Consider the following 24,166-nt stretch of genomic DNA (forward strand, 5'->3'; position numbering starts at 1 on the left):
GCGGCACGCCCGGGACCAGGCGGGGCCGGCGCCCCGGAATCAACCGGACGGCGCGGCCAGGACCAGAAAGGCGCGGCCCGAGACCAGGCGGGCCGGCGCGCCCGGGGTCAGACGGGCGCGCCCGCCCCATGACCGGCCGGGCGCGCCCCGAGGCTCACAGCCGGCAGGCGTAGATGTCGGTGACCAGGATGGCGCGCGCCCCGATGTCCCAGAGCTGGTCCATCACCTGCTGGTGCCCCTGGCGGCGGACCATGGCCCGCACGGCGACCCAGCCCTCGCGGTGCAGCGGCGAGACCGTCGGCCCCTCCATGCCCGGGGTGAGCGCGATGGCCTCTTCGATGCGCTCGGCGCGGATGTCGTAGTCCATCATGACGAAGTCGCGGGCGTGCACGACGCCCTGGAAGCGGCGGACGAGCTGGCCTTCGCCCGGCGTCTCCCCCGCGCCCTGCCGCTTGATGAGCACCGCCTCCGAGCGCATGATCGGCTCGCCGAAGACTTCGAGGCCGACGTTGCGCAGCGTGGTGCCGGTCTCGACGACGTCGGCGATGGCGTCGGCCACGCCGAGCCTTATGGCGGTCTCGACGGCGCCGTCGAGCTTGATCACGCGCGCGTCGACGCCCTGGTCGGACAGGTATTTGTCGAGCAGGCCGGGGTAGGCCGTGGCGATGCGGCGGCCGTCGAGGTCGGCGACCGAGGACATCGCGCCGGCCGGGGCGGCCAGCCGGAAGGTCGAGTTGCCGAAGCCGAGCGGCATGATCTCCTCGACCGGCGCGCCGGAGTCGATCAGCATGTCGCGGCCGGTGATGCCGACGTCGAGGGTGCCCTCGCCGACGTAGACGGCGATGTCCCTGGGCCGCAGGAAGAACAGTTCGCAGCCGTTGGCCTCGTCGACGACGACGAGCTCCTTGCTGTCCCTGCGGGGCCGGTAGCCGGCCTCTTTGAGCATGCTCTGGGCGCCCTCGCTGAGCGCGCCCTTGTTCGGTACTGCCAGGCGCAGCATGTCAGGTCCTTACGTGTCTCGCTCTCGCTGTCTCTCCTCGGTGGCCGGGCGCCGGAGCGCCCTAGAGATGCTTGTAGACCTGGTCGAGGCCGATGCCCCGGGCGATCATGAGCACCTGCACGTGGTAGAGGAGTTGCGAGATCTCCTCCGCTGCCCTGTCGTCTGACTCGTATTCGGCCGCCATCCAGCTCTCGGCGGCCTCCTCGACGACCTTCTTGCCGATGGCATGGACGCCGGCGTCGAGCGCGGCCACGGTGCCCGAGCCCGCGGGCCGGGTCCTGGCCTTCTCTGACAGCTCGGCGAACAGCTCTTCGAAGGTCTTCATGGTCTCTCTCGTCGGTCGGCTGGCGTGCCTGTTAAGCCTAGTCTGCGTCACGGGGTGACGCCGCCCTGCGTCCGCCACGCGAGACGAGCGTCATCAACAGTTCATGTACGGGCAGCGTCAGCGTACACATCGGATGGCTGCTTTCGCGCCTCCCCACATGGATGAACCGGAAAAGCCAGGCGTCCGAAACCGTAATGTGCCAAAGCAGCACGTCAACTGGTCATCGATGTAGCTCAAGCGGCCACGTGAAACTTTCATGACAAAAGTTGCCACTTACCGTTTAAGTGCAGAGATCCGCCCATCAAGCGGGCGAGAGATCGGACGTCCTTGACGCGACGACGAACGACGGCTGCGGGCAGCGCGATCTGCTCGCGTTCCTCACCTTCGCCTGGCCGCGCGTTGAAGGAGTTGTGATGGCCGCCCCGGTGGACACGCTCGCCCAGGCCGCGCCGGAACGGCCCCGCACCGCGCCTGGCGCACCGCCGCGCGGCGATGTCGATCTTCATCGTGCTCGCCGAGTGGAACAACTTCCCGTGGCCGCTCATCATCGTGCAGCGACGAGATGGCCAACCTGCCGGTCGCGCCGGCCCGGCTCGACTCCTACTACGCCGGACCCGACCACCAGGGCGCCATCATGGCGGGCGGGCTGCTCGCCTCGCTGCCGACGACCGTGTTCTTCCTGTTCTTCCTGTTCTTCCAGCGGTACTTCGTCCGCGGCATCGCGCTCAGCGGGCTGAGGGGCTGACCTGGAAACGCGAACCGCCCGCCGCATCTCGGGGGTGCGGCGGGCGGTTCCGTGTTCAGCTCAGGCGACGGTCAGCGCTCGCGGTGCGAGCGCGAACCTAGCGACCGGTCAGCGCTCGCGGGAGCGAATATGCGCCCGAGCGGCCGGTCGGCACTCACTGAGACGAGTGTCCGAGCGGCCGGTCAGCGCTCGTAGCGGCGGCCGGAGCTCCGGCGGCCGCGCTCGTCCGAGCGCCCGGAGCGGTGACCCGCAGGGCGGTCGTCGGAACGGTAGCCGCGGTCGCGGTCACCCGAGTACGGACGGCCGCGGTCGGAGCCGTGGCGGGGGCCGCGCTCGTCCGAGCGCAGCGGGCGGTCGTCGGAGCGGTGGCCGCCCCGGCCGCGTCCCTCGCGGCGGCGGTCGTCGCCGAACGTCCTCGGCTCCTGCGAGCGCCCGAACGGCCGCTCGCCCTCACCGTGGCGGTGCGGGCGGCCCTCGCCGGACGGCGCGCTGAAGGGCCGCTCGCCCTCCTCGTGGCGGCGCGGACGCCGGTCGTCGAACGCGCGGGCGCCGTCGTCGTGCCGGCGCGGACGGCGTTCACCGTCGAACTCGCGGCGCGGCCTGCGCTCGCCGTCGAACTCGCGGCGCGGCCGCCGCTCCTCGCCGTCCTCGTGGCGGCGCGGGCGGCGCTCACCGTCGAAGTCGCGGCGCCTGCGGCCACGGCGCTCGGAGGTGCCGCCGTCGCGACGCGGGCGCAGCGGCTTGCGGACGTCGGGCTCCCACACGGGGATGGCCTCGCCGCTCGGCGCGCGCGCCCCGGTCACCTCGGCGACCCTGGGGTGGCCCGGCGTGGCCTTGAGCCGGAACGGGTGGATACCGGCCCGGCGGGTGAGCGCCTCGGTCGAGCGGCGCTCGTTGGGCAGCACCAGCGTGACCACGGTGCCCTTCTCGCCGGCGCGCGCCGTGCGGCCGCCCCGGTGCAGGTAGCTCTTGTGGTCCTGCGGCGGGTCGACGTGCAGCACCAGGCTGATGTTGTCGACGTGGATGCCGCGCGCGGCGACGTCGGTGCAGACCAGCACGTTGATGGCGCCCTCGCGGAACTCCGACAGGATGCGGGTGCGCTGGTTCTGGCGCTTGCCGCCGTGCAGTCCGCCGGCCTTGACGCCGACCCTGGCGAGCTGCTTGCACAGCCGGTCGACGCCGTGCTGGGTGCGGACGAAGATGATCGTACGGCCCTCGCGGTTGGCGATCTCGGCCGTGACGTCGAACTTGTCGTCCCGCGTCACCTGCATGACGTGGTGCTCCATGGTGTCGACCGGCGAGGTCGCGGGCGCCACGGAGTGGGTGATGGGGTCCTTCAGGAAGCGCTGCACCAGCTTGTCGACGTCGCCGTCGAGCGTGGCGGAGAACAGCAGCCGCTGCCCGTCGGCCGGGGTCTGCGCGAGCAGCTCGGTGACGACGGGGAAGAAGCCGAGGTCGCACATGTGGTCGGCCTCGTCGAGGACGCTGACCTCGATGTCGGCGAGCGAGCACTCGCCCTGCCTGATGAGGTCGCCGAGCCGGCCGGGGGTGGCGATGACGAGGTCGACGCCGCGCCGCAGCGCCTCGATCTGCTTGCCCATGGACATGCCGCCGACGACCACCTTCATGCGCAGGCCGAGGCCGCGGCCGAGGGGTTCGAGGGCGTCGTGCACCTGGAGTGCGAGCTCGCGGGTGGGGACGAGGATCATCGCGCGGGGCCGCCCTGGGGCGGGCTTCACGCCGGCGATGCGGGCCATGGTGGGCAGGCCGAAGGCGAGCGTCTTTCCGGATCCGGTCTGCCCGCGGCCGAGCACGTCGTGGCCGGCGAGCACGTCGGGGATCGTCGCCCTCTGGATGGGGAACGGGCTGTCGAAGCCCAGTCTGGCCAGTCCGGAGACGAGCGGCTTCGGCAGGCCGAGCAGCTCGAACTCGGACGGGCCCGGCTCTGACGAGGTGTCGTCGAGCGTGGGCATGACAGCGTCAAGCATGGTCACGAAAGTCGTGCCTTTCCGTCGAAGTGGCACGTCACTTCTGCGAAAGGACGAGCCAAGGCATGCGGCGGGGCCGCACAGGGTAAGGGCACCCGCCGTCATGGGGGCGGGAAGAAAAGGGGGAGACGCACCTGGCACCGGCCGCAGGCGGTGCGTTACGCGCAATGAGACGTCAGGTACATCTGTTACCAACGCCGGGGATGTTATCGGATATTCCCCCGGCGTGCGTCCGGACTTTCCGGAAAATGCGCCGAACACGCTGAAACGGCTGACGATTTACGCCAGCCGTGACAGCGGAAAAGGTCAGACGTTGAAGCCTAGCATACGAAGCTGCTCGCGCCCCTCGTCCGTGATCTTGTCCGGGCCCCATGGCGGCAGCCAGACCCAGTTGATCTTCACGTCGGAGACCATGCCGTCGAGTGCGGAGTGCGCCTGGTCCTCGATGACGTCGGTCAGCGGGCAGGCGGCGCTGGTCAGGGTCATGTCGATGGTGGCCACGGGCTTGCCGCCGTTCTCACCGGGGTCGAGGTTGAGCCCGTAGACCAGGCCGAGGTCGACGACGTTGATGCCGAGCTCGGGGTCGACGACGTCCTTGAGTGCCTCCATGACCTCTTCGGGACTCGTCTCACCGTCGAAATCGGTCGGCGTCTCCACTGGCTTGCTCATTGGGCAGCGCTCCTCACAACCGCATCCTTATAGGCCATCCAAGAAAGCAACGCGCATTTAACGCGCGCCGGGAACTTGGCCACGCCCGCGAACGCGACCGCGTCGCCGAGGATCTCCTCGTCGGCCTCCACCTGCCCCCTGCCCTGCATCAGCCGGGTGAACTCGTCGACCACGGACAGCGTCTCGTCGACCGTCGAGCCGGTGGCCAGCTCGTGCAGCACCGAGGCGGCGGCCTGGCTGATCGAGCAGCCCTGACCCTCGTAGGAGACGTCGAGGATCTTGCCGGCGTCGCCCACCTTGACCCTGAGCGTGATCTCGTCGCCGCACGTCGGGTTCACGTGGTGAACCTCGGCGTCGTACGGCTCGCGCAGCCCCCGCCCCTGCGGGTGCTTGTAGTGCTCCAGGATCAGCTCCTGGTACATCGACTCGCCGATCATGGCTATGCGAACACCTTCTGAACGTGATGGAGGCCGCGCACCAGGGCGTCGATCTCGCCCGTGGTGTTGTACAGGTAGAAAGACGCCCGCGTGGTCGCCGGTATTCCGAAGCGCAGGTGCAGCGGACGCGCGCAGTGGTGCCCGACGCGGACGGCCACCCCGAACTGGTCGTCGAGGATCTGCCCCACGTCATGCGGATGGATGCCCTCCAGCGTGAACGACACCGTGCCGCCGCGCTCCTCCAGCGACTCGGGGCCGATGACGCGCAGCCCCGGCACCTCGCGCAGCGCCTGCAGCGCGTAGTCCGTCAGGGCGCGCTCGTGCGCCTCGATGGCGTCCATGCCGACCTCGGTGAGGTAGTCGACCGCCGCGCCGAGCCCGATGGCCTCGACGATGGGCGGCGTGCCCGCCTCGAACTTGTGCGGGATCGGCGCGTACGTCGAGTGGTCCATCCAGACCGCCTCGATCATCTCGCCGCCGCCCAGGAACGGAGGCATGGCCTCGAGCAGCTCCGAGCGACCCCACAGCACGCCGATGCCGGAGGGGCCGACCATCTTGTGGCCGGTGAAGGCCACGAAGTCGGCGCCCAGCGCGGTGACGTCGGTGCGGTGGTGCGGCACGGACTGCGAGGCGTCGAGCGCGATCAGCGCGCCCACCTCGTGGGCCCTGGCGGCCACCTGGGCCACCGGGTTGATCGTGCCCAGCACGTTGGACTGGTGGGCGATGGAGACGATCTTCGTGCGCTCGGTGATGAGCGAAGGATCGTAGGCGAGCCGGCCTTCGTCGGTGACGCCGAACCACTTCAGCGTCGCGCCGGTGCGCTGCGCGAGCAGCTGCCACGGCACGATGTTGGAGTGGTGCTCCATCTCGGAGATCACGATCTCGTCGCCGGGCCCCAGCGCGAAGCGGGGGTCGGTGGTGGCCGGGTTCCCGAAGGAGTAGGCCAGCAGGTTGAGCGCCTCGGAGGCGTTCTTGGTGAAGATCACCTCTTCGCGCGCCGGCGCCCCGATGAAGCCCGCGACCTTGTCGCGGGCGCTCTCGTAGGCGTCGGTGGACTCGGCGCCCAGCACGTGCATGGCGCGCCCGACGTTGCTGTAGTGCAGCGCCAGATGCTCCCGCATGGTCTCGATGACCTGGTTGGGCTTCTGTGAGGAGTTGCCCGAGTCGAGGTAGACGAGCGGGCGCCCGTCGGGCAGCTCGCGGGAGAAGATCGGGAAGTCCTTCCTGATCTTCTCCACATCGAGGCCGGTGGAAGTCATGCAGATGCCTTCGTGTACTGCTCGTAGCCCTCGGCCTCGAGCTTCTCGGCCAGTTCGGGTCCGCCCGCCTCGACGATCCGGCCGGCCGCGAACACGTGCACGAAGTCCGGCTTCACGTAGCGCAGGATGCGGGTGTAGTGGGTGATGAGGAGCACGCCGGTGTCGCCCGAGGAGCGGAAGCGGTTGATGCCCTCCGACACCACGCGCAGCGCGTCGACGTCGAGGCCGGAGTCGGTCTCGTCGAGCACCGCGATCTTCGGCTTGAGCAGCTCCAGCTGAAGGATCTCGTGGCGCTTCTTCTCACCGCCGGAGAAGCCCTCGTTGAGGTTGCGCTGCGCGAAGGCCGGGTCGATGGACAGCGCGTCCATGCCGTTCTTCAGGTCCTTGGAGAACTCGCGCAGCTTCGGCGCCTCGCCGCGGATCGCGGTGACGGCCGAACGCAGGAAGTTCGACACCGACACGCCGGGAACCTCGACCGGGTACTGCATGGCGAGGAACAGGCCGGCGCGGGCCCGCTCGTCGACCGACAGCTCCAGCAGGTCCACGCCGTCGAGCAGCACCTGGCCGCCGGTGATCGTGTATTTGGGGTGACCGGCGATCGCGTAGGCGAGCGTCGACTTGCCCGAGCCGTTGGGGCCCATGATGGCGTGGGTCTCGCCGGCCTTCACGGTCAGGTTGACGCCGCGCAGGATTTCCTTGTCCTCGACGGCGACCTGCAGGTCACGGATCTCAAGGGTGGACATGTGCTTAGGACTCCTTCGAGAGCGAGACGAGGACGTCATCGCCGTCGATCTTCACTGTGTAGACGTTCACTGGCTGGGTCGCGGGAGGTCCGGTCGGCTTGCCCGTGTGGATGTCGAAGCACGAGCCGTGCAGCCAGCACTCCAGCGTGCCGTCGTAGACCTCGCCCTCGCTGAGCTTGACCTCGGCGTGGGAGCAGATGTCGTGCAGGGCGAAGACCTCGTCGCCCTTGCGCACGAGTGCGACCGGGGTCTCCCCCACCTCGACGCCGATGACCCCCTCGTCGGGGATGTCGGCGAGCTTGCACACCTTCTCGAAAGCGCTCATCGCGAGAGCTCCGCCTCCAGGGCGTTCAGCACGCGCTCGCGGATCTCCGCCACCTCGATCTTCTCGACGAGCTGGCCGAGGAAGCCGCGCACGACCAGGCGGCGGGCCTCGTCGTGCGGGATGCCGCGGGCCTGGAGGTAGAAGATGTGCTCGTCGTCGAGACGGCCGGAGGCGGAGGCGTGGCCCGCCCCGGCGACCTCGCCGGTGAGGATCTCGAGGTTGGGGACCGAGTCGGCGCGGGCGCCGTCGGTGAGGATGAGGTTGCGGTTGAGCTCGTAGGTGTCGGTGCCCTCGGCCTCGACCCTGATGATGACGTCGCCGATCCAGACGGCGTGGGCGTCCTGGCCCTGCAGCGCGCCGCGGTAGTCGACGTTGCTCTTGCAGTTGGGCTGCGAGTGGTCGACCAGCAGGCGGTGCTCCAGGTGCTGGCCGGCGTCGACGAAGTAGACGCCCGTCATGTCGGCGTCACCGCCCGGGGCGGTGTAGCTGACGCTGGGCGACAGGCGTACGAGGTCGCCGCCGAGCGTCACCACGAAGCTGCGGAACACCGCGTCCTTGGCGAGCTGGGCGTGGTGGGCGGAGACGTGGACGGCGTCGTCGTCCCAGTCCTGCAGGCTGACCACCTTGAGGCTGGCGCCCTCGCCGACGACGAACTCGATGTTGTCGGCGTAGACGGCGCTGCCCTTGTGGTCGAGCACGAGCACGGCCTCGGCCAGCGGCTCGACCTTGACCACAATGTGGCCGTAGGCGGCGCCGCCGGCCTGCTCGCCGGTCAGCGTCAGCACGGTGGGCCTGGAGGTGACGGCCTCGCGCGGCACCGTGATGACGGTGGCCTTCTCGAAGCTGTTCCACGCCTGGGCGCTGACCCGGTCGGACGGCACGAACGAGGTGCCGAGCCTGGCGTCGTCGCGGCCGACCGTCTCGACGGTGACCTCGGGGGCCGCATCGACGTCGACGCGGACGTGACCGGCCGGCTCGGCCTTGCCGTTGTGCAGGCCCTTGAGGCGGGAGAGCGGCGTGAAGCGCCACGCCTCCTCGCGACCCGTCGGGACGTCGAAGTCGGCCAGGTCGAAGGACGACTTCTCGTGCAGGGTCGACACGGGCTTCTCGTTCAGGCCCATCAGCCGACGGCTCCTTCCATCTGCAGCTCGATCAGCCGGTTGAGCTCGAGCGCGTACTCCATGGGCAGCTCACGCGCGATCGGCTCCACGAAGCCGCGCACGATCATCGCCATCGCCTCGTCCTCGTCGAGCCCGCGGCTCATGAGGTAGAACAGCTGGTCCTCGCTGACCTTGGAGACCGTGGCCTCGTGGCCCATCGAGACGTCGTCCTCGCGGACGTCGACGTAGGGGTAGGTGTCGGAGCGGCTGATCTGGTCGACCAGCAGGGCGTCGCACTTGACGGTGCTGGCGCTGCCGTGGGCGCCCTCCTCGATCTGCACAAGACCACGGTAGGAGGTGCGGCCGCCGCCGCGCGCCACCGACTTGGAGATGACGCTGGAGCTGGTGTTGGGAGCCAGGTGCACCATCTTCGAGCCGGCGTCCTGGTGCTGGCCCTCACCGGCGAACGCGACGCTCAGCGTCTCGCCCTTGGCGTGCTCGCCCATGAGGTAGACGGCCGGGTACTTCATGGTGACCTTGGAGCCGATGTTGCCGTCGATCCACTCCATGGTCGCGCCCTCGTAGGCGACGGCGCGCTTGGTGACCAGGTTGTAGACGTTGTTGGACCAGTTCTGGATGGTCGTGTAACGGCAGCGGGCGTTCTTCTTCACCACGATCTCGACGACCGCGCTGTGCAGCGAGTCGGAGGAGTAGATCGGCGCGGTGCAGCCCTCGACGTAGTGGACGTAGCTGTTCTCGTCCACGATGATCAGGGTCCGCTCGAACTGGCCCATGTTCTCGGTGTTGATCCGGAAGTAGGCCTGCAGCGGGATCTCCACCTCGACGTTCGGCGGCACGTAGATGAACGAGCCACCGGACCACACGGCGGTGTTGAGCGCGGCGAACTTGTTGTCGCCGACCGGGATCACCGAGCCGAAGTACTCCTTGAAGATGTCCTCGTGCTCGCGCAGGCCCGTGTCGGTGTCGACGAAGATGACACCCTTCTGCTCAAGGTCCTCGCGGATCTTGTGGTAGACGACCTCGGACTCGTACTGGGCCGCGACGCCGGCGATGAGACGCTGCTTCTCAGCCTCGGGGATGCCGAGCTTGTCGTAGGTGTTCTTGATGTCGGGGGGCAGCTCGTCCCAGGAAGCGGCCTGCTTCTCGGTCGAGCGCACGAAATATTTGATGTTGTCGAAGTCGATGTCGCTGAGGTCGGAGCCCCACGTCGGCAGCGGCTTCTTCTCGAACAGGCGGAGGCCCTTCAGGCGAAGGTCGAGCATCCACTCCGGCTCGTTCTTCAGAGCGGAGATGTTGCGGACGACCTCCTCGGACAGGCCTCGCTTGGCCGCCGCACCCGCGGCATCCGGGTCGGCCCAGCCGAACTTGTAATTCCCGAGGCCTTCCAGCTCCGGGCGGTCGGTGACAGTCACCTTCCGGTCTCCTTGCTCTTGTCTTTATGTGCGGAATCGGCCAGGGACTGGGGGGACACGTGGGTGGTGCACACCCCGTCGCCGTGGGCGATCGTGGCCAGGCGCTGCACCGGCGTGCCGAGCAGCTGCGCGAACGCCTCCGTCTCGGCCTCGCACAGCTGCGGGAACTCCGCGGCCGCGTGAGCCACCGGGCAGTGGTGCTGGCAGAGCTGGTCGCCGCCGGACTTGGCCTTGCTGGCCGAGGCGGCGTACCCCTCCGCCGACAGAGCCTGCGCCAGCACCTGCACGCGCTGGTCCGCGGGCACCGTCCGCATGACCGGCTCCAACCGGTGGAGCAGGCTCGCGACCTGCTCGCGGGCGAAATCGGCCACGGCTTCGTCTCCCATGCGCCGGGCCAGGTAGCGCAGCGCGCTCCCGGCCAGGTCGTCATAGGCGTGCTCGAAAGCACTGCGCCCCGCATCGGTGATCGCGAACAGCTTGGCCGGCCGTCCGCGCCCGCGCTGACCGCGCGGGCGGATCGTGCGAGGCTCGATCATCCCCTCGGCCACCAGGGCGTCGAGGTGACGCCGGACGGCGGCGGGCGTGAGCCCGAGCCGCTCGCCCAGGGCGGCGGCCGCGATGGGACCATGCTCCAGGATCAGCCTGGCGACGCGGGCGCGCGTGCCGCGCTCGCTGCCGGGCTCCATCGTGGGCATGTTTTTCACAACATCAGTGTGCCGTAATTCCTTCCCGCTGCACAAACGGATCTGACCAGGGACGGGAATGGAATGGGTCACGCAGGGTAGGCTTACCTAACTTTGTCCGTCTTTGCCCGGCCCAGGATCGTGAACGCCAGCCCGGCGCACAGGAAGAGCCCGAGCATGACACATGCCATGGGCACCGCGGTAGCGGAACCGGCCAGCCCGACCAGCGGGGCGGCGGCCGCGCCGAGCGCGAACTGCAGGACGCCCATCAGCGCCGAGGCGCTGCCGGCCACCTGGGCGGGCTGGGAGCCGAGCGCCAGCGCGCCGGTGCCGGGCATGGTCAGGCCCTGGCCGAGCATGATGATGAACAGACCGGCCACGATGCCGGGCAGGCCGAACCCGGCCAGCGCGGCGGCCAGCAGCACCGCGGCGCCCGTCAGCGAGGTGCCGAGGCCGATGCTCACCAGCAGCACGGGAGGCACGCGGCCGGCCAGACGGCCGCCGACCTGCGAGGCGGCGACCAGCGCGAGGGCGTTGCCGCCGAAGATGAGCGAGTACTGCGCGGGCGTGGCGCCGTAGACCTCCTGGAGGACGAACGGCGAACCGGAGATGTAGCCGAACATCGCACCGAAGGCCAGGCCGCCGGTCAGGGCGAAGCCCATGAACCTGCGGTCGCGCAGGAGCTGCCAGAACGTGCGCAGGGTGTGCTTGAGCCCGCCGGACTCGCGCCGCTCGGCGGGCAGCGTCTCGCGTACGCCGGCCAGCACGGCCAGCAGCAGCACCAGGCCCATGATGCTGAGCGCCACGAAGACTCCGCGCCAGGAGGTGAAGGCGAGCAGCTGCGCGCCCGCGATCGGGGCCAGGATCGGGGCGAGGCCGCTGACCAGCATGAGCGTGGCGAAGATGCGGGCGATGGCGGCGCCGTCGTACAGGTCGCGGACGATGGCGCGCACGATGACCAGCGCGGTGCCGCCCAGCATGCCCTGCATCAGCCGGAAGGCGATGAGGGCGGGCACGGAGGGGGCGAACGCGCACAGCAGCGAGGCGGCCATGAACCCGGCGACGCCGATCAGGAGCGGCACCCGCCGCCCGCGTACGTCGCTCACCGGGCCGGCGATCACCTGGCCGACGGAGACGCCGATGAGACAGGCGGTCAGGGTGAGCTGCACCTGCGCGGGGGCGCTCAGCATCTCGGAGGTGATGGCGGGCAGCGCCGGGAGGTACATGTCGATCGACAGCGGGCCGATGGCCGACAGCGCGCCGAGGATCAGCAGCAGCAGCCCGCGGCGGCTTTTACGCTCCTGCCGTACGAGTGTGGGTGGTGCGGTGACGGCTGACGCGGCGGCTTCGGCCACGGACATGCGTGTTCCCCTTCTCCTGCGGTGGTGGCTGTGGCGGCTGGCCCAAGAGAACCGAGGACTAGCAACGGGGTTCTGATCCTCCGAATTCCCGGTCATCTGATAATTACATGTTTTCCGCGGTATTCCAGGGCCTGACGGCTTTTGCGGCGAACGTCACGTCGAACCGCCGCGCGCACCTGGCCGGGACGCGGCACAATGAGGCGCCCGCGAGGCCGCGACCGTCCCTTTCACCTGCGCGCTCACCTGCGCGGCGAACCGCCCCGGGGAGTCCCTAAACTCGTGGCCATGGAATCCCGAGCCGCCGAGCCGGCCCCAGGGCAGGTGCCGGAGCCGGCCGTCGAGATCGCCGGGCTGGTCAAGCGCTACGGCGCCACCACGGCGATCGACGGCCTCACGTTCAAGGCGGGGCGCGGCCAGGTCACCGCGGTCCTCGGCCCCAACGGCGCGGGCAAGACGTCCACGGTCGAGATCTGCGAGGGGTTCCGCACCGCCGACGGCGGCACGGTCAAGGTGCTCGGCCTGGCTCCCACGCGGCCCGAGCTGCGCGCCCGCGTCGGCATCATGCCGCAGGCGGGCGGGGTTCCTCCGGCCGTGCGCTGCGGCGAGTGGCTGCGGCTGGTCTCCCGGTTCTACGCCCATCCGCTCGACCCCGGCGCGCTGCTGGCCAGGCTCGGGCTGAGCGAGCACGCCCGCACCCCGTTCCGGCGGCTGTCGGGCGGGCAGCAGCAGCGGCTGTCGCTGGCCGCGGCCGTCATCGGGCGTCCCGAGCTGGTCTTCCTCGACGAGCCGACGGCCGGGCTCGACCCGCAGGCCCGCCACGCCTGCTGGGACCTCGTCGGCGAGCTGCGCGCGGCCGGGGTGTCGGTGGTGCTCACCACCCACCACATGGACGAGGCCGAGCGGCTGGCCGACCACGTCGTCATCATCGACAGGGGCCGCGTGGTGGCCGAGGGCACCCCCGCCTCGCTGACCGGGGCCGAGCGGCAGCTGCGGTTCAGGGCGCGGCCGGGGCTGGCGCTGGAGGAGCTGCTCAACGCGCTGCCCGCGGGCAGCGCCGCCAAGGAGTCGCCGGCCGGCCACTACATCATCGAGGGCCTGGTCGGGCCCGAGCTGCTGGCGACGGTCACGGCCTGGTGCGCGGCCGAGGGCGTCACGGCCGACGACCTGCGCATCGAGCGGCGCACGCTCGAAGACGTCTTCCTGGAGCTGACCGGCAAGGAGCTGCGATGACCGCCCACACTCCGAGCCGGGGACCGCTCGACTTCACGCCCGCGCCCGGGGCCGCGCCGTTCCCGCGCATGGTGCTGGCGCAGGCCGGCGCGGAGCTGCGGGCGACGCTGCGCAACGGTGAGCAGCTGCTGCTCACGCTGATCATCCCGGTGCTGCTGCTGATCGGCTTCTCCCTCGCCCCGCTGATCGACGTGGGCGGCGGACGGCGGGTCGACTTCCTGGTGCCCGGCGTGCTGGCGCTCGCGGTGATGTCCACCGCCTTCACCGGCCAGGCCATCGCGACCGGCTTCGAGCGCCGCTACGGCGTGCTCAAGCAGCTGGGCGCGACCCCGCTGTCCAGGAGCGGGCTGATGCTGGCCAAGACGGCGGCCGTGGTGGGCGTGGAGGTCGTCCAGGCGGTGGTGATCGTGGCGGTGGGGCTGGCGCTCGGCTGGCGGCCGCACGGGTCGTTCCTGAGCGCGCTGCTGCTCGTCGTGGTGGGCACGGCGGCCTTCAGCGGGCTGGGCCTGCTCATGGCGGGCACGCTGCGGGCCGAGGCCACGCTGGCCGCCGCCAACCTGGTCTACCTGGTGCTGCTGGGGGTCGGCGGGGTGATGTTCCCGCTCAGCGTGTTCCCCGAAGGGGTGCGGCCGGTACTGGAGGCGCTGCCCATCGGGGCGCTGACCGGCGGCCTGCGCGCGGTGCTCGCCGAGGGCGCCGCGCTCCCCCTGGGGCCGCTCGCCGTGCTCGCCGCGTGGGCGGTGCTGTCGCTGGCGCTGGTCTCGCGGACGTTCCGCTGGGAGTGAGAGGCCGCCCGGTGGTCACTCCGGCGCGGCGGCGCGCAGGGCGCCGTAGCGGCGGCGGCTGAGCGCGGCCACCGCCGTCAGCGGCACCGCGGCGGCCGCGGCCAGGCCGAACAGCAGCGCGTACCTGCCGTCCTCGGCCAGCGGGCCGCCCGCCCACGAGGCGACCGCGCTGCCGACGAACAGCGCGCAGGCGAAGAACGCGATGGTGGTCCCCCTGGCCTCGGGCACCACGGCGGTGGCCCAGGTCTGCAGCGAGGAGTGCAGGAACGACCAGCCGCCGCCGAGCAGCAGCGCGGTGGCGGCCACCAGCGGCACGCTGACGTGCACGCTCACCAGGGCGAAGCCGGCGCAGAGCTGCGCGCCGCCGGTCAGCATGAGCGCGGGCGCGGGCCAGCGTCCCGCCAGCGTCTTGACCAGCCGGGAAAAGCCCCACAGGCCCAGCCCGTACGCGGTGATGGCCAGCCCGGCCACGGCGGCGGCGAGCCCGGTGTGCTGGAGCGCGGTGGCGAGGAACGGCATCGCGCCCAGCATGATGGCCCCCTCGGCGAAGGCCAGCCCGAACACCAGCAGCGCCCACGGCTGCCCGAGCACCGCCCGCAGGTGCCCGGCGACGCCCCGGCCCGCCCCGGCGTGCGCGGGCGGCTCCGGCAGCGCGCGCAGCGACAGCGCGCAGGCCAGCGCGCACGCGGCGGGCACGGTGAAGGCCACCCGCCAGTCCACCAGGCCCGCGACGGCCCCGCCGAGGCCGGTGGCCAGCGCGGTGCCGAGCGCGGCCGCGGCCATGAGATCGGTGAGCGCGCGCTGGCGCACGTCGGGCGCGACGGTGTCGCCCACGTACGTCAGGCTCGTGGGGATGACCGCGCCGAAGCAGGCGCCGGTGACGACCCTGGCCAGCACCAGCGCCCACAGCACCGGCATCAGCGCGGAGACCGCGCCCGCGGCGGCGGCGCCGGACAGCGCCCAGCGCATCACCCGCACCCGCCCGAACCGGTCGGACAGCAGCCCCCACAGCGGCTGCGTCAGCCCGTACGCCAGGTAGTAGCCGCTGGCGGCGGCGACCGAGGCCGACAGCGGGACGTCCAGGTCGGCGGCGATGAGCACGAGCATGGGGCTCACCGCGAACCTGTCGAAGCTGCTGACGAACGAGGAGACGGACAGTGCCAGCGGCGGCCGGGCGGGCTTCGCCGGCGTGGTGGGGGCTTTCATCGGTCCTTGGTGTTCTGTCCGGAAATTGCAGCCAACCGTCAGTAGTACCACCTCACGCAGGGACATGTCGTCTGACCTGGGTAAGCTCTGACGGTTGTCCCGTTAGGATCCCGAGGAGTTCCGTGACCGACTTCGCCCTCGACGACCCGCTCGACCGCGGACGCCGCCTGCCCGGCCCCGGCAACCTGCTGCGCACCGCCGCCGACGCCATCCCGCCATCGGGGCTGGTGCTGCTCGGCATCTTCTCGGTGCAGCTGGGCGCGGCGTTCGCCAAGGAGCTGTTCGCGTCGCTGCCGCCGAGCGCGGTGGTGTTCCTGCGCATCGCGGCCGGTGCGCTCATCCTGGGGACGTTCGTCCGGCCGAGGCTGAAGGGGCTGAGCGCGCGCGATTGGGCCGTGGGCGCCGGCTTCGGCGTCACCCTCGCGCTGATGAACCTCGTCTTCTACGAGGCGCTGGCGCGGCTGCCGATGGGCATCGCGGTGGCGATCGAGTTCCTCGGGCCGCTCGGCGTCGCGGTGGCGGCCTCCCGGCGGCGCATCGACCTGCTGTGGGTCGCGCTCGCCGGGGCCGGCGTGGTGCTGCTCGCGCCCTGGGGCGAGTCCGAGACCGTGAGCTGGGCCGGCATCGGGTTCGCGCTCATGGCGGGCGTGTTCTGGGCGGCCTACATCCTGCTGTCGTCGGCGGCCGGGCGGCGCTTCCCCGGCACGACCGGGCTCGCGTTCGCCATGATCGTCTCGACCGTGGTGATCGCGCCGGTCGGCGTCACCACCGGCGGCGCCGACCTGCTGCAGCCCGAGCTGCTGCTGATCGGGCTCGGCGTGGGGCTGCTGTCGTCGGTGATCCCCTACTCGCTGGAGCTGCAGGCGCTGCGGCGGATGCCCAAGCACGTCTTCGGCATCCTGATGAGCCTGGAGCCCGCCGCCGCGGCGCTGATCGGCGTGCTGCTGCTGGGCGAGATCCTGCACGTGCAGCAGTGGGCCGCGATCGTGTGCATCGTCGCCGCCAGCCTCGGCTCCACCAGGACGGGCAGGACGAGCGGCTGACGGATCGGATGATGGGGCCGCCGCGCGCCCGTGGGATGGGGTCTCTCGGGCGCGCGGCGGAGGGCTCGGCTCGGTGGGCGGGGTGCGCCGAGCCCGCGAAGGTCAGCGGAGTGCGGGAGTCCGCTTGACCAGGCATGCGCCACCGGCGGATGCGGGCACGGCCGATCCGTCGTGGTGAGAATGATGGGACCACCGGCGTGCACCGCTCGGGCGGCCCGCATCGAGATTACCTCGATCGGGGAGTGCTCGATCCCCGAATGTCAGAACTTGCGGCCAGTGCAACGTTCGGGGGTGATTTCCCGCTCGTACGGATCCGCCCGCGTCAGTGCTCCGCCCAGATGCCGCGCACGTGGCCGATGTGCTCGGCCATCAGGCGTTTCACCGCCTCGCTGTCGCCGCTGCTGAGCGCGTCGAGCAGCTGGAGGTGCTCCCTGGCCGAGTCGGTCAGCGTGCCGCGCTCCGAGAGCTGCGACAGGCCGTACAGCCTGGCCCTGTTGCGCAGGTCGCGCACCACCGACACCAGGTGGGAGTTGCCGCTCAGCGACAGCAGTTCCACGTGGAAGCGCAGGTCGGCGTCCACGTACGCGAGCAGGTCGCCGCGCTCGCTGGCCGAGACGATCTCCTCGGCGATCGGCCGCAGCCGCTCGAACTCCTCGGCCCGGGAGCTGTCGGCCAGCCGCGCGACCGTCGGCACCTCGATGAGCTGGCGGATCTCCGTCAGCTCGTCGAGGTCGCGGTCGGACAGCTCGGTCACCCGGAAGCCCTTGTTGCGCACCGCCTCGACCAGGCCCTCCTTGGCCAGGTCGAGCATCGCCTCGCGGACGGGCGTCGCGGAGACGCCGAACTGGGCGGCCAGCACCGGGGCGGAGTAGACCACCCCCGGCCGCATCTCACCCGTGATCAGCGCGGCCCGCAACGCGTGCGCGACCTGCTCGCGCAGGCTCTGGCGCTCTCCCACCATCGGCAGATCCAGCCGGTCCTCGGCAGCCATCCGCCCATCCCTTCTATGTCCACGCCTCGTAAGCGGCAGCCGCGACCACGAGGTCCTCCCACGCCATGCCGGTGCTCTTGAACACGCGCGGCCCCGGGCCCGCGACGACCCTTCCGGCGATCAGGTCGGCGAGGTTACCGGCGAGATGACGAGAGGTGATGGTACCCCGGCCGATCGGGACGAGCAGATCTCCCGCTTCTTCCAGGGCCGCCGCCCTCGCCTCGACGACCACGGTGGCGCGCGCGACGAGGTCGCCGTCGAGCTCGCGGGCGTCCGGCTCGTGGGAGCCGACGGCGACGACGGTCACGCCGTCGCGGGCGAGCTTACCGGGGAACAGCGGGGTCCTGGCGGTGGTGCAGCACGCGACGAGGTCGGCCGCCGCGACCGCCTCGGCCACGGCGGCTTCCACCGCGATCTCGCCGTCGTCCGCCGGACCCGCCGCCCGATCCGCGGCGGAAGCCGCCGCCGGCTCCGGCGCGGCATCCGCCGCCTGACCGGCCGTGACGGCGGGGTCGCGGCCGGTCAATGCGCGGGCCTTCAGGCCCAGCTCGCGGCAGCGGCCCGCGAGCGCCTCCGCGCGCCCGGCGTCGCGGCCGATCACCGTGACCTCCTCGACCGGCCGTACCGCGCGCAGCGCCAGCACGTGCCCGTACGCCTGCGGCCCGCTGCCGAACACCACCAGCCGCCGCGCGTCCTGCTCCGCCAGGTGCCGCACGGCCAGGGCGGAGACGGCGGGCGTGCGCAGCGAGGTGAGCGCGATCCCGTCCATGGCCGCGAGCGGCGCCAGGGTGTCGCCGTCGAACAGCAGGTACGTCCCCTGGATCCGGGGCAGCCCGCGCCCGGGGTTGGCCGGGGCGATGGAGACGACCTTGACGCCCGCGTACGTGCGGGTCGCGGCGGGCATGAGCAGCAGCTGGCCCGCGGCCACGTCCACGATCGGCCGCTGCGGGGTGTCCTCGGGGTCGAGGCCCGCCCGCAGCGCCTCCTCCAGCACGTCCACGGCCCGCCCCATCGGCACCAGCCGCTCGACGGCGGCCGCGTCGAGGTAGGGCAGCCCGCCCATGGCGGCGCCCACCGGGTCGCCGGCCGGGCCGCTCATCGGAGCGTGAACCCGGTCGGGAACGGGTCGGCCGGGTCGAGCTCGAAGGTGTGCCGTCCCGTCCGGTACGCGGTGCCGTCGATCTCCACCACCACGCCGCCGGCCGTCCGCGCGGCCACGCGGGCGGTGAAGACGCTGCCGACGACGCTCTCGTGCACCAGCGTCGCGGTGCCGTCGGCGTCGTGCAGCAGCGCCATCCTGGCCGCCGTGCCGGAGCCGCAGGGCGAGCGGTCCACCTCGCCGTCGGCGAAGACGGTGACATTGCGCTGGTGCCTGACGCCGTCCACGTCCGGCAGCTCCTCGTGGAAGATCACGCCGTACACGCCGGAGAGCCGCTCGTCGGACGGGTGCCTGGTGGCGGGGTGCCCGGCCAGCGCGGCCTTGATGCGGCGGGCGTGCCCGATGAGCGCGTCCAGGTGCCGCGGCTCGACGGTCAGCCCGAGGCCGGCGGCGGGCAGCGAGGCGTAGACGGCGCCGCCGTAGGCGAGGTCCACGCGGACGTCGCCCGCCTGCACGCCGCGGTCCAGGACGAAGGAGGGGACGTTGACGAACGTCACCGCGTCCACGCGGCCCGCGACGGTGCGCACGCGGGCGGTGACCCGCCCCGACGGCACGTCGACCACCACGTCGGTCACCCCGTCGGGCGGCGCCGCCACCAGGCCCTCGTGCACCGCGTACGCGCCGAGCGCGATCGTGCCGTGCCCGCACGCGGTGGAGAAGCCGTCCTTATGCCAGAACAGCGCGCCCAGGTGCGCGCCGTCGTCGTCGGGCGGCACCGGGAAGCAGCCGTACATGTCGGCGTGGCCGCGCGGCTCGAGGCACAGCAGCCGCCGCACGTCGTCGAACTCGGCCATCGCGGTGGTGCGCCGGTCGAGCACGCAGGACCCGGCGATCTCCGGCACGCCGCCGGTGACGATGCGGAACGGCTCGCCGGCCGTGTGGTAGTCGATCGTCGTGATCACAGCGGCCGCCTCACAGCTCGAAACCGGCCGGGAACGGGTCGCGGGGGTCGAGGAAGTACTGGGCGGTGCCGGTGATCCAGGCCCGCCCGGTGATCGACGGCAGGACGGCGGGCCGTCCGCCCACCTCGGTCTCCTCCAGCACGCGGCCGATGAAGCGGGTGCCGATGAACGACTCGTTGACGAAGTCCTTGCCCACCTCCAGCTCGCCGCGCGCGTGGAGCTGCGCCATGCGGGCGCTGGTGCCGGTGCCGCAGGGCGAGCGGTCGAACCAGCCCGGGTAGATGGCCATGGCATGGCGGGAGTGCACGGCGTCGGAGCCGGGCGCGGCGAAGTACACGTGGTGGCAGCCGCGGATGCGGTCGTCCTCGCGGTGCACCGGCTCGTCGGCGGCGTTGATCGCCTCCATGGTCTTCAGGCCGGCGGCGATGATCTCGTTCTTGGCGGCGCGGTCGAACGGCAGGCCGTAGTCGTCGAGGTTGACGATGGCGTAGAAGTTGCCGCCGTAGGCCAGGTCGTACGGGATCTCCCCGAAGCCCGGCACGCTCACCTTGGCGTCCAGCCGGTCGCAGTAGGAGGGCACGTTGCGCAGCGTCACCGACATGGCCATACCGTCCTCGACGGCGACGTCCACCTCGACGAGCCCGGCGGGCACCTCCAGACGCACGGTCGTGACGGGCTCGACCACCTCGACCATGCCGGTCTCGACCAGTACGGTCGCCACGCCGATGGTGCCGTGGCCGCACATCGGCAGCAGCCCGGACACCTCGATGAACAGCACGCCGAAGTCCGCGTCCGGCCTGGTGGGCGGCTGGAGGATGGCGCCGCTCATGGCCGAGTGACCGCGCGGCTCGGTCATCAGCAGGGTCCTGATGTGGTCGAGGTTGTCGCGGAAGTAGACGCGCCGCTCGGCCATGCTCGCACCCGGGATGACGCCGATGCCGCCGGTGATGACCCGGGTCGGCATGCCCTCGGTGTGGGAGTCGACGGCGTGGAAAACGCGCTTTGTCCTCATCGCAGCCCTTCTGCCAGTGCCTTCTCCGTCGCCGCGCGCACCACGGCGGCCTGCTCCTCGGTGAGCGGCTGCCTGGGCGGCCGGCACGGACCGCCGTGACGGCCCGCCAGGTCCATCGACAGCTTGATGGCCTGGACGAACTCCGTCTTGGAGTCCCAGCGAAGCAGCGGGTGCAGGCTCCGGTAAAGGGGCAACGCCGTGTCGAGGTCACGGGCCACCGCCGCGCGGTAGAGGGCGGAGCTGGACTGCGGCAGCGCGTTGGGGTAGCCGGCGATCCACCCCTTCGCGCCGGCGATCGCGAGTTCGAGCAGCACGTCGTCGGAGCCGATCAGCAGGTCGAGCTCGGGGGCCAGCTCGGCGATCTCGTACGCGCGCCGCACGTCCCCGGTGAACTCCTTGACCGCCACGATCAGCCCCTCCTCGTGCAGCCTGGCCAGTAGCGCGGGGGTGAGGTCGACCTTGGTGTCGTAGGGGTTGTTGTAGGCCACGATCGGCACGCCCGCCCGGGCGACCTCGCGGTAGTGCTGCAGGACGGCCCGCTCGTCGGCCCGGTAGGCGTTGGGCGGCAGCAGCAGCACCGATCCGCAGCCCGCCGCGGCCGCCTGCTCGGCCCAGCGGCGGGACTCGGCCGCGCCGTACGCGCCCGCCCCCGCCATGACGTTGGCGCCGCCCACGGCCTCGACCGCGGTCTCGATCACCTTGATCCGCTCGCCGGGGGTGAGCGTCTGGTACTCGCCGAGCGAGCCGTTCGGCACGACGCCGTCGCAGCCGTTCTCGATCAGCCAGCGGCAGTGCTCGGCGTAGCGGTCGTAGTCGACCGACAGGTCCTCGCGCAGGGGCAGCGCGGTGGCGACCATGACGCCGTGCCAGGGCTTGCTGCGGTTGTCCATCAGGGCAGTCCTCCAGAGGGTCGGCGAGCGGTGCTCTCGTCTTGGTCGGTGGTGAGCTCGGCCAGCGCGCCCAGCGTCACCGGCTGGGCGATCGGGCGGCGCGGCGGCTGCGGCGGCTCCCCGGCCAGGCAGGAGACGGCGTAGCCGCAGATGCGGCCCTGGCACCAGCCCATGCCGGGGCGGGCCAGGAGCTTGACGGCGCGGGCGCCGGTGGCGCCCAGTGCCTGCGCTTCGCGTACGCGCGCCAGCGGCACCTCCTCGCAGCGGCACACGAGCGTGTCGTCGCGCAGCCACGTGCGCCAGCCCGGCATGACGGGGTACGCCCGCTGCAGCGCAGCCCCGAAGGCACGCCCGCGCTCGCGCCGCCTGGCGAGCACCGCGGGCACGCCGTCGGGCCCCGCCGTGGCAGGGCGGCCCGCGTCGGCGGCGATGGCGTACCCGGCGACGCGGCCCTCGGTCTCGGCGGGCCGCCATCCGGCCACGCCGGTGGGCTCGCCGGCCGCCCAGACGCCGGGCACGCTGGTGCGCAGGGCGGCGTCCACGGCGAGCACCGGGCTGCCGTCGGCGTCGTGCCTGGTGGCGCAGCCGAGCTGGGTGCCCAGCTCGATCTGCGGGACGAACCCGTAGCCGACGGCCACGGTGTCGCACTCGACGACGCGGGTGGCGAGCACGTTCCACGCGGCGTCGAGCCTGGCCAGGGTGACGGCCTCGACCTCGCGATCGCCGTGCGCGGCGACGACGGCCTGGCGGGTGCGGTACGGCACCCGGTGGCGGGCCAGCGCGGCGGCGTACCCAGCGGCCTCGCCCGCCTTGGACAGCGCGTGCAAGGGGTGCCTGGCCAGACCGAGCCCGCCGTTCGCCTCGTGCACGCCGAGCACCCGCGCTCCGGCGGCGGCCAGCCCGGCGGCGACCGGCAGCAGGAACGGCCCGGTGCCGGAGACCACGACGCGCCGTCCGGCCACCACGCCCGAGCCCTTGAGCAGCGCCTGCGCGCCTCCGGCCGTGAGCACGCCGGGCAGGTCCCAGCCGGGGAACGGCAGCGGCCTGTCGTGCGCGCCGGTCGCGATCAGCAGCCTGCGGCCGCGCAGCTCGGCGACGCGCTCGCCGTCCCCGTTGCGCGTGACGCAGCGCAGGACGAGGTCGCCGTCCGGCTCGCGGGAGACGTTCCACGCCTGGTGGCGCAGCAGCACGTCGGCGCGCGCCTCCAGGGCCCGCGCCTGGCGCAGGAACCTCGCGAGATCCGGCTTCGCGCCCGGCCCTGTCTCGTCCGCGGCGGTGTGGCGGAAGTACTGGCCGCCGAGCCGCTGACCGGAGTCCACCAGGGCCACCCGCAGCCCGGCCAGGGCCGCCGTCAGCGCGCCCGCCACGCCGGCGGGCCCGCCGCCGGCCACGAGGAGGTCGTACGTCACGCCGTCGTCACCTCGTCTCCCGGCGCCGCCTCCAGCAGGCACGCCCGCTCGGGCGGCCGCCCGTTGACCGAGATCAGGCAGTCGAAGCAGACCCCGATGCCGCAGAACAGCCCGCGCGGCCGCCCGCCGAACCTGGTGCTGCGCCACGACCGCACGCCGGCCGCGTGCAGGGCCGCGCCGATGGTCTGGCCGGGCACGACCGGCACCTGCCGGCCGTCCACGGTGATGTGGAACGTCATGCGGCCTCCTTCGCGAAACGGTCGGGGCGGAAGGGGTGGAGGTCGAGCGCGGGCTTGTCGCCGGTGAGAAGCTGGGCGAGCAGGTGCCCGGTGGCGGGTGCGAGCCCGATGCCGGCGCCCTCGTGCCCGCACGCGTGGTAGAGCCCTGGGACGCGCGGGTCCGCGCCGATGACGGGCAGGTGATCGGGGCAGTACGGCCGAAACCCGCAGTAGGACCTGATGGCCCGGATCCCGCGCAGCGCGGGGAACAGCTCGACGGCCTGCCGCGCCAGCTTGGCGAGCACGGGCACGGAGGTGGTGCGGTCGAAGCCGACGCGCTCCCTGCTGGCGCCGATGAGCACGGTCCCGGCGGGGGTGCCCTCGATGACGGCCGAGGTCTCCAGGCCCGCGTTGTCGCTGGCGACGTTGGTGACGTAGGCCGCGGTGTAGACCTTGTGCCGGATGAGCGGCTCGCGCAGCGGCTCGGTGACGAGGATGAAGCCGCGCCTGGGCAGGATCGGCAGCTCGACGCCGGCCAGCGCGGCGATCTCGCCGCCCCAGGTGCCCGCCGCGTTGACGACGGCGTCGCCGAGCACGTCGCCCTTGGTGGTGCGCACGCCGGTGAGCCGGTCGCCGGAGCGCAGGAAGCCGGTGACCTCGGCGCCGAGGTGCAGCCGTAGCGTGCCCTCGCCGAAGCTCTCGGCGGCGTGCCTGAGCAGGCGTGCGGCGGCGAGCATGGGCTGGACCTGCGCGTCCTGCGGGTAGAAGACCCCGCCGGCCAGCTCCGGCGTCAGGTGCGGCTCGTAGTCGCGCAGCTCGGACGCCTGGACGAGGGTGTGCTCCACGCCCTGCTCGGCGGCCAGCTCGGTGAGCGCCGCCATGACCTTGCCGGTCTCGGCGACGACGAGCCCGCCCTTCGGTTCGAACTCGAAGCCGCCGTACCCGGCCAGCTCGCGCCACAGCCCGTTGGACAGCACGGCGAGCTCCAGCTCCGGCCCCGGCTCCTTGTCGGAGACCAGCACGTTGCCCTCGCCCGAGCCGGTCGTGCCCGCGGCCACGGAGCCGCGGTCGATCACGGTCACGTCGAGGCCCGCGCGCGCGGCGTAGTAGGCGCAGGCCGCGCCCACGACTCCGGCGCCGACGACGATGACGTCGGACATCACCACCTCCTTCCAGTAATATGTCACATACCTTGTAATGGTGAAAGACCGGGACGGCGAGCCGCCCGGTGGCCGGTGGCGGGACCGCCTGTC

Annotated in this window: 26 protein-coding genes; 4 read left to right on the top strand and 22 right to left on the bottom strand. The window is 72.0% G+C overall.

The window, feature by feature from the left end; translation table 11 throughout:
• Positions 1-154 precede the first annotated feature (154 nt).
• The 3 genes from hisG to ACFMQL_RS41415 form a co-directional block, all read right to left on the bottom strand.
• Complete coding sequence (gene hisG / locus ACFMQL_RS41405) at positions 155-1,000, bottom strand: ATP phosphoribosyltransferase (RefSeq protein WP_364065698.1); 846 nt, start codon at positions 998-1,000, stop codon at positions 155-157.
• A gap of 61 nt (positions 1,001-1,061) precedes the next feature.
• Entirely contained in the window at positions 1,062-1,325 is a 264-nt protein-coding gene (locus ACFMQL_RS41410) for a phosphoribosyl-ATP diphosphatase (RefSeq protein ID WP_345386086.1), read from the bottom strand.
• Positions 1,326-1,579: 254 nt separating this feature from the next.
• Positions 1,580-1,831, bottom strand: coding sequence for a hypothetical protein (locus ACFMQL_RS41415; protein WP_378790104.1), 252 nt, complete (start codon positions 1,829-1,831; stop codon positions 1,580-1,582).
• Between the two features lie 56 nt (positions 1,832-1,887).
• Here ACFMQL_RS41415 and ACFMQL_RS41420 point away from each other — a divergent pair, with 56 nt between their 5' ends.
• Positions 1,888-2,070, top strand: a complete 183-nt coding sequence (locus ACFMQL_RS41420) for a hypothetical protein (protein WP_364065701.1) — start codon at positions 1,888-1,890, stop codon at positions 2,068-2,070.
• Between the two features lie 182 nt (positions 2,071-2,252).
• Here the strand turns inward: ACFMQL_RS41420 and ACFMQL_RS41425 are convergent, their stop codons facing one another.
• The 10 genes from ACFMQL_RS41425 to ACFMQL_RS41470 form a co-directional block, all read right to left on the bottom strand.
• Positions 2,253-4,058 (bottom strand): DEAD/DEAH box helicase, encoded by a 1,806-nt coding sequence (locus ACFMQL_RS41425; protein WP_378790105.1) that lies wholly within the window; start codon positions 4,056-4,058, stop codon positions 2,253-2,255.
• 306 nt (positions 4,059-4,364) lie between these two features.
• On the bottom strand, positions 4,365-4,727 hold the full coding sequence (locus ACFMQL_RS41430) for a metal-sulfur cluster assembly factor (protein WP_378790106.1): 363 nt from the start codon (positions 4,725-4,727) through the stop codon (positions 4,365-4,367).
• Positions 4,724-5,164 carry a Fe-S cluster assembly sulfur transfer protein SufU gene (gene sufU, locus ACFMQL_RS41435; protein ID WP_364065710.1) on the bottom strand — a complete coding sequence of 147 codons (441 nt, stop codon included), beginning with the start codon at positions 5,162-5,164 and terminating at the stop codon, positions 4,724-4,726. Before sufU ends, ACFMQL_RS41430 begins: the two co-directional genes overlap by 4 nt.
• 2 nt (positions 5,165-5,166) lie before the next feature.
• Positions 5,167-6,423: a cysteine desulfurase gene (locus ACFMQL_RS41440; RefSeq protein ID WP_364065713.1), complete on the bottom strand. Its 1,257-nt coding sequence runs from the start codon at positions 6,421-6,423 to the stop codon at positions 5,167-5,169.
• Complete coding sequence (sufC, locus tag ACFMQL_RS41445; protein WP_364065716.1) at positions 6,420-7,166, bottom strand: Fe-S cluster assembly ATPase SufC; 747 nt, start codon at positions 7,164-7,166, stop codon at positions 6,420-6,422. Before sufC ends, ACFMQL_RS41440 begins: the two co-directional genes overlap by 4 nt.
• Positions 7,167-7,170: 4 nt before the next feature.
• Positions 7,171-7,491 carry a non-heme iron oxygenase ferredoxin subunit gene (locus ACFMQL_RS41450; protein WP_364065719.1) on the bottom strand — a complete coding sequence of 107 codons (321 nt, stop codon included), beginning with the start codon at positions 7,489-7,491 and terminating at the stop codon, positions 7,171-7,173.
• A complete protein-coding gene (gene sufD / locus ACFMQL_RS41455; RefSeq protein ID WP_364065722.1) occupies positions 7,488-8,612 on the bottom strand; it encodes a Fe-S cluster assembly protein SufD in 1,125 nt (374 codons plus the stop codon). The genes ACFMQL_RS41450 and sufD overlap by 4 nt, the downstream gene beginning before the upstream one ends.
• Complete coding sequence (sufB, locus tag ACFMQL_RS41460) at positions 8,612-10,024, bottom strand: Fe-S cluster assembly protein SufB (protein WP_378790107.1); 1,413 nt, start codon at positions 10,022-10,024, stop codon at positions 8,612-8,614. The genes sufD and sufB overlap by 1 nt, the downstream gene beginning before the upstream one ends.
• Entirely contained in the window at positions 10,021-10,719 is a 699-nt protein-coding gene (locus ACFMQL_RS41465) for a helix-turn-helix domain-containing protein (protein ID WP_364065727.1), read from the bottom strand. The genes sufB and ACFMQL_RS41465 overlap by 4 nt, the downstream gene beginning before the upstream one ends.
• A gap of 92 nt (positions 10,720-10,811) precedes the next feature.
• Complete coding sequence (locus ACFMQL_RS41470) at positions 10,812-12,068, bottom strand: multidrug effflux MFS transporter (RefSeq protein ID WP_364065730.1); 1,257 nt, start codon at positions 12,066-12,068, stop codon at positions 10,812-10,814.
• A 285-nt stretch (positions 12,069-12,353) separates the two neighbouring features.
• Between ACFMQL_RS41470 and ACFMQL_RS41475 the strand changes: the two genes are divergently transcribed.
• Positions 12,354-13,298: an ABC transporter ATP-binding protein gene (locus ACFMQL_RS41475; protein WP_378790108.1), complete on the top strand. Its 945-nt coding sequence runs from the start codon at positions 12,354-12,356 to the stop codon at positions 13,296-13,298.
• Positions 13,295-14,083 carry an ABC transporter permease gene (locus ACFMQL_RS41480; protein ID WP_378790109.1) on the top strand — a complete coding sequence of 263 codons (789 nt, stop codon included), beginning with the start codon at positions 13,295-13,297 and terminating at the stop codon, positions 14,081-14,083. The genes ACFMQL_RS41475 and ACFMQL_RS41480 overlap by 4 nt, the downstream gene beginning before the upstream one ends.
• A gap of 15 nt (positions 14,084-14,098) precedes the next feature.
• Here ACFMQL_RS41480 and ACFMQL_RS41485 read toward each other — a convergent pair whose 3' ends face one another.
• Entirely contained in the window at positions 14,099-15,289 is a 1,191-nt protein-coding gene (locus ACFMQL_RS41485; RefSeq protein ID WP_364065736.1) for an MFS transporter, read from the bottom strand.
• Positions 15,290-15,411: 122 nt separating this feature from the next.
• Here ACFMQL_RS41485 and ACFMQL_RS41490 point away from each other — a divergent pair, with 122 nt between their 5' ends.
• On the top strand, positions 15,412-16,332 hold the full coding sequence (locus tag ACFMQL_RS41490) for a DMT family transporter (protein ID WP_378790110.1): 921 nt from the start codon (positions 15,412-15,414) through the stop codon (positions 16,330-16,332).
• A 322-nt stretch (positions 16,333-16,654) separates the two neighbouring features.
• Here ACFMQL_RS41490 and ACFMQL_RS41495 read toward each other — a convergent pair whose 3' ends face one another.
• The 8 genes from ACFMQL_RS41495 to ACFMQL_RS41530 are packed head-to-tail and all read right to left on the bottom strand — an operon-like array spanning position 16,655 to position 24,100.
• Positions 16,655-17,323 (bottom strand): GntR family transcriptional regulator, encoded by a 669-nt coding sequence (locus ACFMQL_RS41495; protein ID WP_364065742.1) that lies wholly within the window; start codon positions 17,321-17,323, stop codon positions 16,655-16,657.
• A 13-nt stretch (positions 17,324-17,336) separates the two neighbouring features.
• Complete coding sequence (locus tag ACFMQL_RS41500) at positions 17,337-18,422, bottom strand: ornithine cyclodeaminase family protein (protein WP_364065745.1); 1,086 nt, start codon at positions 18,420-18,422, stop codon at positions 17,337-17,339.
• On the bottom strand, positions 18,419-19,384 hold the full coding sequence (locus tag ACFMQL_RS41505) for a proline racemase family protein (RefSeq protein ID WP_364065748.1): 966 nt from the start codon (positions 19,382-19,384) through the stop codon (positions 18,419-18,421). Before ACFMQL_RS41505 ends, ACFMQL_RS41500 begins: the two co-directional genes overlap by 4 nt.
• A gap of 10 nt (positions 19,385-19,394) precedes the next feature.
• On the bottom strand, positions 19,395-20,396 hold the full coding sequence (locus ACFMQL_RS41510) for a proline racemase family protein (RefSeq protein ID WP_364065750.1): 1,002 nt from the start codon (positions 20,394-20,396) through the stop codon (positions 19,395-19,397).
• Positions 20,393-21,286: a dihydrodipicolinate synthase family protein gene (locus ACFMQL_RS41515; protein ID WP_364065753.1), complete on the bottom strand. Its 894-nt coding sequence runs from the start codon at positions 21,284-21,286 to the stop codon at positions 20,393-20,395. The genes ACFMQL_RS41510 and ACFMQL_RS41515 overlap by 4 nt, the downstream gene beginning before the upstream one ends.
• Positions 21,286-22,695: an FAD-dependent oxidoreductase gene (locus ACFMQL_RS41520; protein WP_364065756.1), complete on the bottom strand. Its 1,410-nt coding sequence runs from the start codon at positions 22,693-22,695 to the stop codon at positions 21,286-21,288. The genes ACFMQL_RS41515 and ACFMQL_RS41520 overlap by 1 nt, the downstream gene beginning before the upstream one ends.
• A complete protein-coding gene (locus tag ACFMQL_RS41525; protein WP_364911482.1) occupies positions 22,692-22,934 on the bottom strand; it encodes a (2Fe-2S)-binding protein in 243 nt (80 codons plus the stop codon). The genes ACFMQL_RS41520 and ACFMQL_RS41525 overlap by 4 nt, the downstream gene beginning before the upstream one ends.
• Complete coding sequence (locus ACFMQL_RS41530; protein ID WP_364065762.1) at positions 22,931-24,100, bottom strand: FAD-binding oxidoreductase; 1,170 nt, start codon at positions 24,098-24,100, stop codon at positions 22,931-22,933. The genes ACFMQL_RS41525 and ACFMQL_RS41530 overlap by 4 nt, the downstream gene beginning before the upstream one ends.
• Between the last annotated feature and the right edge of the window lie 66 nt (positions 24,101-24,166).

It is taken from the genome of Nonomuraea fastidiosa (genome assembly GCF_042751225.1).
GTDB classification, from domain to species: domain Bacteria; phylum Actinomycetota; class Actinomycetes; order Streptosporangiales; family Streptosporangiaceae; genus Nonomuraea; species Nonomuraea fastidiosa.